Raw genomic sequence first — 15,208 nt, 5'->3', positions numbered from 1 at the left:
CGACTTTATTTATAGTCAGTTTCCTGCTGTTAATTCGGTTAGCGCTTATTTACTAATTTTAGGGATAAAATGACAACAGTTGCTCAAATTTCTCTTGCCGGTCAGGCTGAAAACGATCCGGTATCCAGAGTTTTAAAATGGATTTTATTATTAACAGCAATCCTTTCCTTCGCTTTGCTTTTTTGGGGAACCTATAAAACCTATCAATTAGCGCCGCCCCTTCCGGAAATAATTTATTCCCCAGATCGACATATAGTAATGACCGCTTCAGATATTGTGGCGGGAAAGGCAGGCTTTCAAAAAGCTGATTTAATGGATTATGGAAGCCTATATGGCATGGGTTCTTACTTTGGTGAGGACTATACCGCCAAATATTTAGTCCGGCTTGGCAATATAATTGAAAACGAACTGGCTCTGGAGCGGTTCTCAAAACCCTTTGGCAGTTTATCCGAAGGGGAGCAATACGAAACAAGAATGAAAATGCAAAGGACATTAAAGCAGATTGATTTATCACAACCTGTGTTAGTGCTGCCGCCTGCGCTGAGTAAAGCTATCCGCCAACTGCAACTGGAAATTACAAATAGACTTTTAAACCACGATGCCGCAGCCGGTTGGACCAAAGCCTATAGTTTAAATAGCCAAACCGCCTTACAGACAGCAAATTTTCTCATATATTCCTCTCTTACGACAGTCGCGAACCGGCCCGGGAAGAATTTCTCATACACCAATAACTGGCCTTATGAGCCCAGTGTTGGCAATGTTCCCACTGATGTGACATTTTATTGGACATGGATTTCCTATTGTTTTGTTTTTTTTGGTTTTGGAGTGGTTCTATATATTTATCACCGCTATTTAAGTGCGCCAGATGCGGGAATCAAGACTCCCTTTTTATTGGACTTTAAGCCCTTGACACCAAGCCAGAAAAAGGTGGGCAAATATTTTATATTTGTGGCGCTGGTTCTACTGGTTCAAATTGGCGTTGGGGCGCTGATGGCACATTATTATGCCGAGCGTGAAGGATTTTACGGAATAGCGATTAATACCTTTCTGCCATTCAACTTTTTACGTGATGTACATATCCAGACGCCGATAGTCTGGATTGGGGTGGCATGGATTAGTGCCGCCATTTTTCTAGCGCCCATTATCAGCGGCCAGGAACCTGAGGGTCAGGGATATTTAGTGGATTTTCTTTTCTATGTCACCTTATTCATAGTGGCAGGGGCTATTATTGGAAATTATCTGGGAATAATGGGCTTTATCGATAAGGCCTGGTTCTGGGTTGGAAATCAGGGGTTATCTTACCTGCAGCTAGGCCGTTTTTGGCAAATTGGATTTTGTATCGGCTTGTTTCTTTGGTGCTTTATTGTTTTCAGGGGGATGTGGCCAACCTGGGAGAGCCTGAAAACGGCAACTGTAGAGTTTTGGACAGGACGAATCCGGCTGGAGAACCTTTTCTGGGCGAGCACCATCAATATTGCAGTTTTATACTGTTTCGGCATGATTCCATTAACGGGCATAGAAAAATCATTCACCATTACCGACTTCTGGCGTTGGTGGGTTGTTCATCTCTGGGTAGAACAGTCCTTCGAGTTTTTCACCGTTTGCGCAACCGCGTATCTTTTAATGGGTGTTGGTTTGGCTTCCAGGCGTCTGGTTGAGAGAACTGTCTATTTTGAGGCTATTCTGATTTTCCTGGGCGGGGTGATAGGTACAGGGCATCACTGGTATTGGACTGGTACACCTGATATGTGGGTGCCGCTAGGTACTATGTTTTCGTTTATTGAGGTTCTGCCATTAACCTTATTGATTATTAATTCCATTGAAGAGTTGCAACTAATAAGAAAGCAAAAAGTATTCTCCTATAACCTGGCTTATCTGTATATTCTGGGCGCTGCATCCTGGAATTTTATTGGCGCCGGTGTTTTTGGAGGCGGGACTTTAAATGCGCCATTAATTAATTATTTTGAGCATGGAACTTTTTTAAGTCTAAACCATGCGCACACTGCCTTGTTTGGTGCATTTGGTTTATTGGCACTGGGGCTTATTTATTTCTGTTTACGTTATGCCGCAGGGAACAAACTCCCATGGAGCGACAGGCTTGGGACCTGGGCTTTCTGGCTGTATAACCTGGGGTTGGTTTTATGGATTCTGTTGAATTTCTTCCCTATTGGCTGGGCGCAATTGATGGATGTGTACCGCCATGGCTTTGCCCATTCAAGAAGCCTTGAGTTTTATAATACTACATTGCTCTGGCAGTGGCTGCGTACTCCCGGTGATGTGATTTTTGCATTGGCTGCGCTTTTAATGGCTTGGGATTTTATATTAAAACTCCGTCCTTTTTATCCCGGCTATAGGCTTAATCCAGGTAAAAAAACGCTGCAAACTGAACCGGCTTCCTGATATGGAATATAATACGATTTTTATTCGCAAAATAATTTACTCGCGGTATACTTAACCTTTTGACTGACTGGATCATTGTTAAATGCAAGAAAATCTGGTGACTATCACCAATCTGACATTCTCGAGAGGGACACGTCACATTTTTAATGATGTCAATATGGTGGTCAAACGCGGAAAAATAACGGCGATAATGGGACCTAGCGGCAGTGGTAAAACAACACTGCTCAAATTAATCGGTGCACAATTATTTCCTGATCGAGGTCAAATTACTGTTAACGGTGAAGATATCCATCGTTTGCCGCGGAAAATGCTTTACGAGGCCAGAAAGAAGATGGGCCTGCTGTTCCAGTCAAGTGCTTTGTTTACACATCTGTCTGTATTTGAGAATGTTGCCTTTCCATTGCGCGAACATACTAACCTGAATAATGCCATGATTCGCGACATTGTACTTATGAAACTTGAGGCTGTTGGATTGAGGGGGGCTGCGCAGATGATGCCTGCCGAACTCTCCGGCGGCATGGCGCGACGGGTGGCACTGGCTCGTACTATCGCGCTGGATCCGGAATTAATGATGTATGATGAGCCCTTTACAGGGCAGGATCCGATCTCGATGGGTGTACTTGTTCGTCTAATCAAGCAGCTAAACGAATTATTGCAAACGACAACCATGATTGTTTCCCATGATGTTGCAGAAACTTGTTCCATCGCAGACTATGTCTACCTGATCGCAGGGGGACGGTTGATTGGAGAAGGGACACCGGATGAGTTAAGAGAATCGCAGCAGCCCCAGATAAAACAATTTATGCATGGAGAAGCTGACGGTGTTGTTCCATTCCATTACCCGGCGAGACCTTACACAGAGGAGCTACTAGATGCTTGAGAAGCTGGCACATTTGGGGCAGCGCGGGATAAATATGCTTAACATGGTAGGAAGTTCTGGTGTGTTTCTTGCAAAGACTTTTGCCCGAAATCCAGATTTTCCCAGGTTATGGCCTGCTTTAAGATTGCAAATGTACAATGTAGGCGTGTTATCTTTTCTTATTATTGTTGTCTCTGCCTTATTTATAGGGATGGTGGTTGGATTGCAGGGATATAATACGCTGCAGAAATTTGGTGCGGGAACCCAACTGGGGCAATTACTGGCTTTAAGTATCGCGCGTGAACTGGGCCCTGTGATGAGTGCCTTGCTTTTTGCGGGAAGGGCTGGTTCTGCCCTGACTGCCGAAATAGGGTTAATGAAGGCGACTGAGCAATTAGCCAGCATGGATATGATGGGTGTAGATCCTCTGGGGCGGGTTATATATCCCCGCTTTCTTGCCGGATTAATCTGTTTGCCTGTACTTGCCATCATCTTTTCTGCTACAGCGATTTACGGCGGCTATTTTATCGGGGTGATTTGGTTAGGTATTGATGCAGGCAGTTTCTGGTCAAACATGCAGGCAGCAGTTGACTTCAGAATTGATGTGTTAAGCGGGATAATAAAAAGTATTGTGTTTGCTTTTGCAGTGGTGTGGATTGCTGTTTTTCAAGGGTTTAATTGTACGCCTACTGCTGAAGGGATTAGTCAAGCGACTACAAGAACTGTAGTTTATGCATCGCTGGCAGTATTGGGGCTTGATTTTCTGTTGACAGCGATAATGATTGGAGGTTGGTAATGAATGCAAAGCAGCGATATATAGATATCTGCGTTGGATTATTTATGGTTGTAGGTATGCTGGCTTTGGTGGTTCTGGTCATGAGAGTAAGCGGGCTGACTGATTTTGCCGAGAACAAAGGGTATCATGTCACTGCTGATTTTGCCGATATCGGCGGTTTGAAAGTGCGTGCACCTGTCACTATTGCTGGTGTAAAAGTAGGGGAAGTGAGTAAAATTGAATTGCAACCCGGTGATTTAAATGCGAAAGTGACGATGCTGTTGCGGGGTGATAAAGATATTCCCTATGATGACATTTCTGCCAGAATTTTGACCCAGGGATTATTAGGATCGAATTACATAAGTATTGTTCCGGGATTTGACGATGCCGGCAGCAAACATCCTTACCTCAGGGAAGGGGATGTTATTGCCAAGACCCAGGAGGCTATTATTCTGGAAAATCTCATTGGACAGCTGTTATTTAACATTAATAAGAAATAGGTGACCTCTATGAAGCTGGTAAAATCATTTTTTATATTATTTGCCTTTCTGTTGCCCCAGTGGTTATGGGCACAAGCTTCTCCAATGCCTATGCTGGAGAGTACGGCGAATCAAATCCTGGCTACTTTAAAGCAGAATAAAGCGAACCTTAAGAATAATCGACAACTTATTTTTCAAGCGGTTGAGCAGCATTTACTCCCGAATGTTGATGTTGCCGGCATGTCGCGGTCGGTTTTGGGGCGTCAGGTATGGAACAAGGCATCTGCAGCAGAGCGGGCGCAATTTTCAAAGGCATTTACCCAGCTGGTAATACGTACCTATGCCAGTCCTTTGGCAGAGTACACGGATGAGACGATTAAGTTCTTACCCATAAGAGGGGCTGGCGATGGGCGCTTTATTCGCGTCAATAGCTTGATTATCCGCTCGAACGGCAATAATATTCCGCTCAGCTATAGTCTGGTGGCAAAAAATGGTCAGTGGAAAATCTATGATCTGAGTGTGGAAGGAGTTAGTTTACTGCAAAGTTTCCGTTCGCAATTTGCCCAAGCCCTGCAAAACTCCAATATACAGGATTTGATTAGACAGATGAATGAAAAAAGCAGAGCCAGTTAATGACAGATTTCGTCTTTGAACCTGCCAGCAGAATGACTTTTGCCACGGTAGACGCTGATATTAAGCGCCTTGCCGGTTTCTACCGCAATACCGGTCAAGGTTCTATTATAATTAATTTACAGGCTGTCCAGCATTGCGATAGTGCCGGGCTGGCTTTGCTCATTGAAGCCAAACGCCTTGCCAAACGATTTAACAGGCCATGCAGGTTTACAGGCATGTCCAGGCAATTAGCGGCTCTGGCCGAGTTTTGCCGGGTTAATAACCTGCTGGCTGGAGAATAAGTTATCCATTAAATTCGCCATTCGCATGGGTCATGTGTACGAAAGTCGATGTTCAATAATAATTAGTAAAGAGTGAGAGTTGTATGATTAGTAATGAAGAGCTGGAACAGCGCCTTCGCGACACATCAGAAGTTGAATATGTTAAGGTGGAAGGGGATGGCTATCATTATAGTATGACAGTTGTTTCAGATGCCTTTGTCGGTAAGTCACTGGTTGCTCGTCAGCAATGGGTTTATGCCCAGTTAAAGGAGTTGATTACTTCTGGCACTCTTCATGCTTTAAGCATGAAGACGTGGACCAAAGAAGAATGGGAGAAAAAGCATGGATAAGTTGGTAATCAACGGCAGCAAACCCTTGAATGGGGAAGTTATCATTTCGGGTGCAAAAAACTCCGCTCTGCCCATCCTGGCTGCGACACTACTTGCAAGCGATAATGTAACTATTGCTAACGTACCTCATCTGAAGGACGTGACCACCATGATGGAACTGCTTGGGCAGCTTGGTGCGCAAATGATTGTAGATGAAAAAATGAACGTACAGGTCGATGCCAGTCATGTGAACGAGTTCGTTGCACCTTACGAACTGGTTAAAACCATGCGTGCATCAATTCTCGTATTAGGTCCTTTATTGGCTCGCTTCGGCAAAGCAGATGTCTCACTGCCGGGCGGATGTGCCATTGGAACCAGGCCTGTTGATTTACACTTGAAAGCCTTGAAAAGCATGGGTGCTGAAATTTCAGTCAAAAATGGTTATATCAAGGCGCGCTGTAAAAAAGGACGCCTGCAGGGACGACCCCTGGTATTCGATACGGTAACAGTTACGGGAACTGAAAATGTATTAATGGCTGCAGTGCTCGCAGAGGGCAAAACAATTATCAAAAATGCTGCCCGTGAACCTGAAGTTGTGGATTTGGCCAATTTTCTCAATCAAATGGGAGCTAAAATAACTGGCGCAGGCACTTCGACAATCGAGATTGAAGGCGTTGAGTCTTTAGGTGGCGGTTCTTATACGGTAATGCCTGATCGCATCGAGGCGGGAACTTATCTGACAGCAGGAGCGATTACGCGCGGTAAAGTGACCGTTCGACGCGTCAAGCCTGATAATCTGCTCTCAATGCTTTGCAAGTTTGAAGAAGCCGGTGCTGAAATAAGTCTTGGCGAAGACTGGATTACATTAAATATGCATGGCTTAAGACCACAGGCAATCGATATTTCGACTGCACCTTACCCCGCTTTTCCGACTGATATGCAGGCGCAGTTTATGGCGCTTAACAGTGTTTCTGACGGAACATCTTCAGTCATTGAAACGATTTTTGAAAATCGCTTCATGCATGTGCAGGAATTACAGCGCATGGGTGCCCAGATTCGCCTGAACGGAAATACTGCATTAATCTCCGGGGTCGATCGCCTGACTGGTGCTCCAGTAATGGCTACTGACCTTCGCGCTTCTGCCAGCCTGATTCTTGCAGGCCTGACAGCAGAGGGTGAAACAGTGGTGGAGCGTGTCTATCACGTAGACCGCGGCTATGAGCGCATTGAAGAAAAATTGTCCATGCTGGGGGCTGATATCAAGAGGGTTTCCGCAAGGTGATAGGGCGTAAAGACTTCGTTGACTACCTGAATAATCTGCTGGCCTGTGCTGATTTTAATGATTATGCACCCAATGGCCTGCAGGTTGAAGGACGTCGTGAGATTCGACGTATATGTACTGCAGTGACTGCCTCAGCCGAAAGCATCGAAAAAGCCGTGCAATTTGAAGCGGATGCTCTCCTTGTACATCATGGCTATTTTTGGAAGGGGGAATCACCGCTTATTATCGGCAGTAAATATCAGCGTATTGCCCAATTGATTAATCATCAGATTAATCTCCTTGCCTATCATCTTCCACTCGACTGCCATCCTGAGTTAGGCAATAATGCCTGCCTTGCCAATCTCCTGCAATTGGAAGACATCCATAGGCACAGTGCTTCAGGCACGCCTGGTTTGCTCTGGGCTGGTTCATTCTCACTGCCGAAGACAACGGATGAAGTCACAGTACTGTTAACCGATAAGCTTGGCCGTAAGCCCCTCCTGGTGGAGGGAACAGGCCATTCCATCAGCAAGATTGCCTGGTGTACAGGGGCTGCCCAGGATTATATCGAGCAAGCACATTCACTTGGGGCAGATGCTTACATCAGCGGCGAAATTTCCGAACGTACTTATTACCAGGCCAGAGAGCTTGGCATTCATTATTTTTCTGCAGGACATCATGCTACTGAACGTTTTGGCATACAGGCATTAGGTGAGCATTTAGCCAAAAAATTCGATCTGCAATATCAATTTATTGATAGTTCCAATCCGGTTTAAACAAGAGTTTTCAATATGTCAGACTTAGCTTATGCATTGGGTAAGCCCGCCTCACGCGGAATTTTAAAACAATGTCCTGAAGATTTTATAGTTAATGAAATCCTGGGGTTTGAGTTAACGGGCGAGGGGGAGCATCTTTTTCTTTTCATCGAAAAACGAAATATTAATACTGAAGATGTCGCCAAGGAAATTGCCAGGGCTTTGAAATTATCACCCCGAGCGGTGTCTTATGCAGGACTGAAAGACAAACAGGCGCTAACACGGCAATGGTTCAGTGTTCATTTGCCTGGAAAACAGCATTCGAATATTGAGCTTGGGCAAGGAGGGCAGTGGAAGATTCTCAGGGAGCAGCGGCATAATAAAAAATTAAAAACAGGCGCATTGGCAGGAAACCAGTTTCAACTCATTCTTCGTGATATTGTAAAAGAGGATAATCTGGATGAACGCTTATCAGCTATTGCAGCCCACGGCGTACCTAATTATTTCGGTGCACAGCGTTTTGGTAATAACGGGCAAAACCTATACAAAGCGGAGCAATTGTTATTTGAGGGGATGAAGGTTAAAAATCCCTTTTTAAAAGGAATGTATTATTCTGCAGCGCGTGCCTATCTTTTCAACCGGATACTTGATTTCCGCATCAGTAGACAGAACTGGAATAAGGGCGTACCCGGTGATGTAATGCAATTAGCTGGCACCCATAGCGTTTTTCATTGTGAAACGCCCGATGAGACTATCCAGAAACGCATCAACGCATTCGATATTTCGCCTTCTGGAGTGCTTTGGGGAACAGGGACTAATCGAGTAACCGATTTGGCGCTTAATCTCCAGGAGCAAGCTTTAACAGAGCTGCATAATTGGTGCAGGGCATTGGAGGAACACAAGCTGGAAATAGCCTATCGTGCATTTGTTTTGGAGCCGAAGGAAATGCAATGGAAATGGTTAAGCGAAAACGAGCTGTTTGTGGAGTTTGCGCTGACTTCCGGCAGTTATGCCACGAGCGTTATCCGTGAGCTAATGCTAACAGAGTAATCTGTTCAAGAGGGCTAAGTACCTGCGCCACTCCGAATCTCTGCGCACTCTCCGATTCCACGTATTCCCGAATTCCCGTGCACCCCCGAATCCCCGCGGCTTCGACCGCGGGGCCTACATGATGCCTATTCAAGATATCAGTCTTTTGCCCTTTTCACTCTTTATTTTTTGGCAACAGTGCAAACTCAAGAGCATGTTCGGCCACCAGACATGGACCCCGCGGTCTTTAGCCGCGGGGATTCGGTAATCCCTCTTCCGATACAGGCGCCTCAATCTGGGGGGGCTTTTTATGCCAGGTATTACTTAAAAAAGATTGGGATCTAAGAAACTCTTTCAATGCCCACAAATAATAAGGCTTTGGCAGATTCCGTATATGGTCAGGAATATCCTCTTCCGTCAGAGCCATTTCCTCCTCTGTAAAGCTTACATCTTCATAAACCAATGCTTGCTCGGTTTGAGGGGGAGGTACCGGCTGTCCCATCAGGGGGGTATTTGCAGTATCCTGTGAGAAAAGATCTTCATGATACTCAGGAGCTCGAATGGGCGTCTCGTAATCCTCTTCAACATCAAAGAGTCCTGGTTCTGGAGCGGCCAATTGAGGGGCGGTTTTCTCTAAAAGTTTTGTGATGAAATCTTTGTGAGCAAACTGGTTAAAATCCTTGGGAATGAATACTTCATCATGGCCTACTTTAACAAGGAAGCCATTCTCATGCGGAGTGTATTCAACCGTAAAAGGCTGCATGTCGGAAGGGGCTGACTCTTTTTGTATTAATTGAACTTCAACACCATTCAAAATGCGTTTGCCGTCACAGGTAAAACCGGTCAGTTTTTCATAGGGGCTGTTATCGCTGCCAATGTTCACAATATAGGAGCAGGCATTTTGAAAAGCCAGGCATAAAAGATCTAAACTTAAACCCGCAGAATAACCAACCCCATAACCAACAGCACCCATAATTCCACCGATTAGGCTTGCCATTGTTATCCCGCTGGCATTATCAAGGAACTGTTTGGCAAGTTTGGGTGCAAAGAGCAAAATTCCCTTGCCTGCTACACTCCCGCCAATCCAGCATAAACCGCCGCTAAGCGCTACCAGGGCTGGCATGCCTAAGGAGCTTTCACTGAACATTTTTCCCATCAGCCAGCCACTGGACATGCCTGCAACCTGGCAGGGTTGTTGAAGTAGATAACCTGTTGTGGATGCAATGGGAAAGTAAGCGGGCTTATAATGTCTAAGATAGCTTGACTGCGCAACGACAAAGTCTTTAAATTGCCGCCACTCCAACTCGGTAAATTTTGGCGTGTCCTGACTTAGCCTGGCGTTCCAGCCCTCCAGGGTGGAGGATTCTATAAAACGTAATGCGGTTAGAAAGAAATCGGCGCTTTTTTCTTTACTAAGCTGATTTTTTCCAACAAGCCCAATAACATTGTCTAAAACCTCATCCAGATCAGAGTTAGAAGAGGAGCGTACCCAATATTTTAAACCGATTTGGTGCTTTATATAAAATGCAGTGACAATCAGAATTTTAGATGCGCTGAGATGGTCCATTGGAACCGTATTATTGGAATAAAACGACTCCGGTTGCAACTTATCCCGAAGCACTTCATGCATTTTTTTGGTAAGTGCTACCTGGAAGAAACGTGTTTTAGAATCCTTTGATCCAAACATACGTCCAAAGTAGGTGTTCTGATGATGCGGTTTAAGTATAATTCCAGCTTTTTTCTCATAAGTTGGTCCTATTTGCTCCCACTCCTTCACTAAGGATTCCTTGATAACAAAGTTTTCTTTACCCATATTGACCCTCACATCCCTGGTTAAAAGTCATCCGGCAGCAGATGCCTAATAATCATCTGAACTGCCTTGTAAAAGACGTACTTATTTTATATTACGCATTCATTGGTTAAATGCCAATAAATTTGGTTAATAATTACTATTTTATCTAATGAAATACTGATGGAGTATTTAAGCCATTGAAAAACTGATAATATACTTTGGACTAAGCAAATAATTCTTGAGTAACGGCTGTATAAAATGACCTCAATTAAGCAATTTATCTATCTGTTAAGATTATCACACTGGAGTAAGGCTGCATTCGTTTTATTAGGTGTAGTTTATTCAGGCTCGATGAACTATTTACCGGATGCTTTACTGGCTGCTCTGGCTTTTTGTCTGATTGCAAGCGCTGTATACATTTACAACGACATTCAGGACAGGGAAAAAGATCGCCTTCACCCGCAGAAGTGCCGCAGGCCTTTAGCTAGCGGTGAGGTTTCAATTGATTTTGCCGTTAGTATGCTGGCGCTTTTACTACTGGGCGGCATGCTGCTTGCCTGGTCAATCTCTACTGTGCTGGCGGTCATTCTCGCGGCCTATCTGCTTATTAATCTTGCTTACAATCATCTGTTGAAAAGTGTACCCGTATTAGATGTGGTCTGTATCGCCAGTGGATTTATGCTGCGGGTTCTGGCGGGTACGATTGGTATCGGTCTGCCCATTTCCTGGTGGCTTACTATTACTGCCACTTTAGTGAGTCTGTTAATAGCGCTTTGCAAGAGACGCCTGGAAAAGCAATTGGGCTTAAGATACGAGACACGACTTGTTTTAAAGCGCTACACCTTGCCCACTCTGGACAGGCTCATTGCAGTTACAGCCTGCGGCTGCTTTATCGCCTATCTTTTTTATACGCTGATAGCTCACGAGGAGTCATCCTATTTTCTTCTGACATTACCATTCGCCGCCATTGGGCTGTGGCGTTTTGCCCGCCTTTCAATGAGGGATGGGAATAATGATGATCCGGTTTCACTGTTTTTCAAAGATAATTTATCGCGATTTAACCTGCTATGTTTCCTGGTATTAACTCTGGTTGCCCTGGTGAATGACCTTTAATAAAGCAATATACTGGGCGTTGCTTATTGCAGCGCTTTGCTATCTCTTTATAATGCAGCTTGCGGCAATCTGGCCATTTACCATTGACGATATGTACATCCCATTAAGGTATGCCAGGCATTTGGCCGAAGGGAATGGCTTATTATGGAACCTGAATGAGCCCCCTGTTGAAGGCTACAGCAACTTTAGTTTTGTTTTGCTTGGCGCTGCGGCAATTTATCTTGGATTGGATCCGGTAATCACTTTGAAAATTGCGGGAGTGCTGGGGCTGCTGTTTGCGACGCTAGGACTTTATCAATTATCCCGATTACTTCTACCCAAGAGCCTGGCGCTGTTGCCGGGTATTGGAATGCTTCTCTATAAAGGTGAAATAATATGGGCAGCCAGTGGTTTGGAAACAAGCTGCTATCAGGCTTTGATTATTTATTCCCTCTATTTTCTTTTGAAAGGGAATGGCTATCAGGATTATCCCCTAAGCCGCAAAGAAGAGGCTCTTCCAAATTATTTTATCTGTTTCGCAGTCCTGATGAGTGCAGCCAGCCTGACTCGGCCAGAGGCGCCTTTTTTATTTATTCTGTTTTCAATATTAATACTGATTGATAATCCCAAACCTGTTCGCTTTTTTCTGTCTAATTATTCATTATCGGTACTTATTTATTTAGCTGTCTATTTGCCTTATTTTTATTGGCGCTGGCATTATTTTGGTCGTTTATTGCCAAACTCGGTGTATTGTAAAGGCTTTGATGCCCAGTTCACATTTAAGCAGGATTGGATGTATCTAAAGTTAATATGGCCCTTTCTATTGGCTTCACTACCGGGGATCTTTCTATCAAGAGATAAACTGCATCTCTATTTTTGGATGCCTTCGCTGTTGTATCTGATTTTGTTATTCCAGTCCGATTCTGTGGCGGCATTTTACAATCGATTATTCCTGCCTGTTCTTCCTTTGCTTTTTGTGCTTACGGTAAAGGGGGTTCACAGCCTTCTGCAAATTTATTTTCAGGGAGGTAAATCCGTATATCCCAGCATTTTTTGCAGTGCCTTTTTTGCCCTCTTGTTTATACCGATGAATAGTCTGTCGGGGTATCGTTATTTCAGCCAGATGCCTGTCGCAGGTGAACAATTACGGGACAGGCTTGTGTATTGGCTGGATAAACAGGCTAAACCAGGAAGCACTGTCGTGCTGGGAGATAGTGGACGGGTTCCTTTTAAAAGTCAGTTAAGTTTTATTGATTCCTACTGTTTGAATAACCGTAAAATGACTGAAAACAAAACTGATTTGATGTATCAGCATTTTTGTGTTGCCCTGTTTAAAGACAAACCTGATATCATTATTTTAACCTCGCTTAACCAGCAGGGAAAAGCGATTTATGCGCCAGCAGATTATTGTTTAAAGCAAACACTGACAAACAACCGCTTGTATGAGTTCCGGGACAAGTTGACTACTCCAGAGTCAGCAGAGGTCTATCAATATGAAATTTATTCCTTAAAACACTAAAAATTGTGTAAAATAGTCGCTTCGTTGTATGGTAGATAAACGTTAATATTTCGCCTCGTAGGCTGGGCTGTAAAGCCCAGCGGATAATCTATGTTGGGCTTTACAGCCCAACCTACATTTTGGACAAAGCATGTTGAAAAATGAATTTTTACTTAAACTATATAAACGTCTACCTGCGCTTGCTTTCGATTTAATTTCCATACCGCTTGCCTGGTACTTCGCCTACTGGTTACGCTACAACATGCAGCCCTTTCCCAGTACGTTAATTAGCATGTACTCCCTGGAAGCTTTATTTATTCTCATGACTGCGCAAATTGGCTGCTACTACTATTTCAAAGTATATCGCGGCTTATGGAATTTCTCCTCTATCAATGATCTGCTGCGGATTATTAAAGCAGGGCTGACTGCTACAATAATCGCAATTCCCGCTTTATACTTAAGCTCGCTATTATCCCATGTGCCCCGATCGGTATTGCCCCTGTATTGCCTCAACCTGGTTACATTGCTAGGTGGGGCCCGGTTGGCCATGCGTACGTTTCGCGATAATCAGTCGAATAAAAATCTGCCGGCGGACATCAAAAGGGTATTGATTATAGGGGCTGGCCAGGCAGGAGAGGGCTTGGCCAGGGATTTAAAACGCACGCCCAACTATTGTCCTGCAGGCTTTGTCGACGATAACCCGGTTAAACGCGGCAAAGAAATCCATGGGATCCGCGTGTTAGGGGCCACCCGCGATCTGGCTGATTTGGTTGTCAGCCATCAAATTGACTTGATTTTCATTGCTATACCATCTGCCCGCTCGGCAACGATGCGCCGGATTGTTGATTATTGTGAGAAAACCAATATCCCTTTCCGAACCCTTCCTGACATAAGTGCCTTAGCCTCGGGCAAAATAGAAATCAATGCCTTGCGCGAAGTGAACATTGAGGACTTGCTGGGCCGTGATCAGGTTCAGCTTGAGTGGGAGCGCATCAGCTCATATGTGAAGGGTAAACGAATCCTGATTACCGGAGGCGGCGGCAGTATCGGTGCGGAATTATGCCGTCAGATATTGAGCTTGCAGCCCGAAAAGTTAATGATTATTGATAACTCGGAATTTAACCTGTATCGAATTGAACATGAATTACAGGCTTCTTATCCCGCTTCACAATTAAATCTGATTTTAGCTTCGGTCACTGATTCAATAGCCATAGATGATTATTTCAGGCAGTTCAGCCCGCAGATTGTATTCCATGCAGCCGCCTACAAACATGTTCCCATGTTGGAAGGACAAATCCGAGCTGCCATCCAAAACAATGTCATTGGTACACGGGTGGTTGCTGAAGCCAGTGTGGCAGTAGGCGCTGAGAAATTTATCCTGATTTCCAGTGATAAAGCGGTAAATCCCTCAAATATTATGGGTATGACCAAGCGGGTTGCGGAAATTTATTGTCAGAATCTCAATGAAAGGGTATCAACAGAGTTTATTACAGTCCGCTTCGGAAACGTTCTGGGTTCCGCTGGAAGTGTTGTGCCGCTGTTTCAAAAGCAAATTCAGAGCGGAGGCCCTATCACAGTCACACACCCGGACATCCAACGTTATTTTATGACTATTCCAGAAGCTTGCCAGCTTATTCTGCAGGCAATGGTTAATGGTTTAGGCGGCGAAATTTTTGTGCTGGATATGGGCGAACCGATTAAAATTTCGTATCTGGCAGAGCAAATGATTCGTCTCGCTGGAAAAGAGCCAGTCCGTGATATAGAAATCAAATATACCGGGCTGCGTCCGGGTGAAAAATTATTTGAAGAATTATTCCATGAATCAGAGGAGCTGACACACACTGAGCATGAGAAACTATTCCAGGCCAAATTTCGCAAACTGGAATGGCAGGAACTGACTCAGGCAATGCGTTTGTTGAATACGGCCTGTGAAGAGAATAATATTGATGAGTTAAAAATTTTGGTAAAAAGCCTGGTTCCTGAGTTTAAACCGGGAACTGCATTACTTGACGCTAGCCTGTCATAAACTGAAGCTTTAGATAATCA

General features: G+C 44.4%; 14 protein-coding genes. 13 read left to right on the top strand and 1 reads right to left on the bottom strand.

Annotated features, from left to right (window positions below; translation table 11 throughout):
- Nucleotides 1-69: 69 nt before the first annotated feature.
- The 10 genes from DYH42_RS08980 (at nucleotide 70) to truD (ending at nucleotide 8,801) form a co-directional block, all read left to right on the top strand.
- Nucleotides 70-2,400 carry a nitric-oxide reductase large subunit gene (locus tag DYH42_RS08980; protein ID WP_058525006.1) on the top strand — a complete coding sequence of 777 codons (2,331 nt, stop codon included), beginning with the start codon at nucleotides 70-72 and terminating at the stop codon, nucleotides 2,398-2,400.
- 82 nt (nucleotides 2,401-2,482) lie between these two features.
- A complete protein-coding gene (locus DYH42_RS08975) occupies nucleotides 2,483-3,280 on the top strand; it encodes an ATP-binding cassette domain-containing protein (protein WP_058525005.1) in 798 nt (265 codons plus the stop codon).
- Nucleotides 3,273-4,055 carry a lipid asymmetry maintenance ABC transporter permease subunit MlaE gene (mlaE, locus tag DYH42_RS08970; RefSeq protein ID WP_058525004.1) on the top strand — a complete coding sequence of 261 codons (783 nt, stop codon included), beginning with the start codon at nucleotides 3,273-3,275 and terminating at the stop codon, nucleotides 4,053-4,055. The genes DYH42_RS08975 and mlaE overlap by 8 nt, the downstream gene beginning before the upstream one ends.
- Nucleotides 4,055-4,534 (top strand): outer membrane lipid asymmetry maintenance protein MlaD, encoded by a 480-nt coding sequence (gene mlaD, locus DYH42_RS08965; protein ID WP_058525003.1) that lies wholly within the window; start codon nucleotides 4,055-4,057, stop codon nucleotides 4,532-4,534. Before mlaE ends, mlaD begins: the two co-directional genes overlap by 1 nt.
- A gap of 9 nt (nucleotides 4,535-4,543) precedes the next feature.
- Entirely contained in the window at nucleotides 4,544-5,146 is a 603-nt protein-coding gene (locus DYH42_RS08960) for an MlaC/ttg2D family ABC transporter substrate-binding protein (protein ID WP_058525002.1), read from the top strand.
- Nucleotides 5,146-5,427: an STAS domain-containing protein gene (locus DYH42_RS08955; RefSeq protein WP_058525001.1), complete on the top strand. Its 282-nt coding sequence runs from the start codon at nucleotides 5,146-5,148 to the stop codon at nucleotides 5,425-5,427. The genes DYH42_RS08960 and DYH42_RS08955 overlap by 1 nt, the downstream gene beginning before the upstream one ends.
- A gap of 83 nt (nucleotides 5,428-5,510) precedes the next feature.
- The gene (locus tag DYH42_RS08950) at nucleotides 5,511-5,756 is read left to right on the top strand and encodes a BolA family protein (RefSeq protein ID WP_058525000.1); all 246 of its coding nucleotides are present in this window, start codon (nucleotides 5,511-5,513) and stop codon (nucleotides 5,754-5,756) included.
- Nucleotides 5,749-7,017, top strand: a complete 1,269-nt coding sequence (murA, locus tag DYH42_RS08945; protein WP_058524999.1) for a UDP-N-acetylglucosamine 1-carboxyvinyltransferase — start codon at nucleotides 5,749-5,751, stop codon at nucleotides 7,015-7,017. The genes DYH42_RS08950 and murA overlap by 8 nt, the downstream gene beginning before the upstream one ends.
- A complete protein-coding gene (locus tag DYH42_RS08940; RefSeq protein WP_083503208.1) occupies nucleotides 7,014-7,772 on the top strand; it encodes a Nif3-like dinuclear metal center hexameric protein in 759 nt (252 codons plus the stop codon). The genes murA and DYH42_RS08940 overlap by 4 nt, the downstream gene beginning before the upstream one ends.
- Before the next feature lie 15 nt (nucleotides 7,773-7,787).
- The gene (gene truD / locus DYH42_RS08935) at nucleotides 7,788-8,801 is read left to right on the top strand and encodes a tRNA pseudouridine(13) synthase TruD (RefSeq protein ID WP_058524998.1); all 1,014 of its coding nucleotides are present in this window, start codon (nucleotides 7,788-7,790) and stop codon (nucleotides 8,799-8,801) included.
- Nucleotides 8,802-9,027: 226 nt separating this feature from the next.
- On the opposite strand, the gene DYH42_RS08930 is transcribed toward truD, so the two are convergent.
- Entirely contained in the window at nucleotides 9,028-10,593 is a 1,566-nt protein-coding gene (locus DYH42_RS08930; protein ID WP_058524997.1) for a hypothetical protein, read from the bottom strand.
- Nucleotides 10,594-10,830: 237 nt separating this feature from the next.
- Between DYH42_RS08930 and DYH42_RS08925 the strand changes: the two genes are divergently transcribed.
- From DYH42_RS08925 to DYH42_RS08915, 3 genes are all read left to right on the top strand, one after another.
- Nucleotides 10,831-11,685: a decaprenyl-phosphate phosphoribosyltransferase gene (locus DYH42_RS08925; protein ID WP_058524996.1), complete on the top strand. Its 855-nt coding sequence runs from the start codon at nucleotides 10,831-10,833 to the stop codon at nucleotides 11,683-11,685.
- Nucleotides 11,675-13,183 carry a hypothetical protein gene (locus DYH42_RS08920; RefSeq protein ID WP_058524995.1) on the top strand — a complete coding sequence of 503 codons (1,509 nt, stop codon included), beginning with the start codon at nucleotides 11,675-11,677 and terminating at the stop codon, nucleotides 13,181-13,183. Before DYH42_RS08925 ends, DYH42_RS08920 begins: the two co-directional genes overlap by 11 nt.
- Nucleotides 13,184-13,313: 130 nt before the next feature.
- Entirely contained in the window at nucleotides 13,314-15,188 is a 1,875-nt protein-coding gene (locus DYH42_RS08915; RefSeq protein WP_058524994.1) for a polysaccharide biosynthesis protein, read from the top strand.
- Nucleotides 15,189-15,208: the final 20 nt, after the last annotated feature.

The organism is Legionella birminghamensis, from assembly GCF_900452515.1.
Taxonomy (GTDB): Bacteria; Pseudomonadota; Gammaproteobacteria; order Legionellales; family Legionellaceae; genus Legionella_C; species Legionella_C birminghamensis.
Note: the sequence above shows the minus strand (reverse complement) of the source record. Positions and strands in the feature narration are given on the sequence as shown.

What these genes read in the sequence shown, in the direction of transcription:
- truD (WP_058524998.1), top strand. Translation starts at nt 7,788, where the DNA reads ATGTCAGACTTAGCTTATGCATTGGGTAAGCCCGCCTCACGCGGAATT.
- DYH42_RS08950 (WP_058525000.1), top strand. Translation starts at nt 5,511, where the DNA reads ATGATTAGTAATGAAGAGCTGGAACAGCGCCTTCGCGACACATCAGAA.
- DYH42_RS08955 (WP_058525001.1), top strand. Translation starts at nt 5,146, where the DNA reads ATGACAGATTTCGTCTTTGAACCTGCCAGCAGAATGACTTTTGCCACG.
- DYH42_RS08975 (WP_058525005.1), top strand. Translation starts at nt 2,483, where the DNA reads ATGCAAGAAAATCTGGTGACTATCACCAATCTGACATTCTCGAGAGGG.
- murA (WP_058524999.1), top strand. Translation starts at nt 5,749, where the DNA reads ATGGATAAGTTGGTAATCAACGGCAGCAAACCCTTGAATGGGGAAGTT.
- DYH42_RS08980 (WP_058525006.1), top strand. Translation starts at nt 70, where the DNA reads ATGACAACAGTTGCTCAAATTTCTCTTGCCGGTCAGGCTGAAAACGAT.
- DYH42_RS08920 (WP_058524995.1), top strand. Translation starts at nt 11,675, where the DNA reads ATGACCTTTAATAAAGCAATATACTGGGCGTTGCTTATTGCAGCGCTT.
- DYH42_RS08930 (WP_058524997.1), bottom strand. Translation starts at nt 10,593, where the DNA reads ATGGGTAAAGAAAACTTTGTTATCAAGGAATCCTTAGTGAAGGAGTGG.
- DYH42_RS08925 (WP_058524996.1), top strand. Translation starts at nt 10,831, where the DNA reads ATGACCTCAATTAAGCAATTTATCTATCTGTTAAGATTATCACACTGG.
- DYH42_RS08960 (WP_058525002.1), top strand. Translation starts at nt 4,544, where the DNA reads ATGAAGCTGGTAAAATCATTTTTTATATTATTTGCCTTTCTGTTGCCC.
- DYH42_RS08915 (WP_058524994.1), top strand. Translation starts at nt 13,314, where the DNA reads ATGTTGAAAAATGAATTTTTACTTAAACTATATAAACGTCTACCTGCG.
- mlaE (WP_058525004.1), top strand. Translation starts at nt 3,273, where the DNA reads ATGCTTGAGAAGCTGGCACATTTGGGGCAGCGCGGGATAAATATGCTT.
- mlaD (WP_058525003.1), top strand. Translation starts at nt 4,055, where the DNA reads ATGAATGCAAAGCAGCGATATATAGATATCTGCGTTGGATTATTTATG.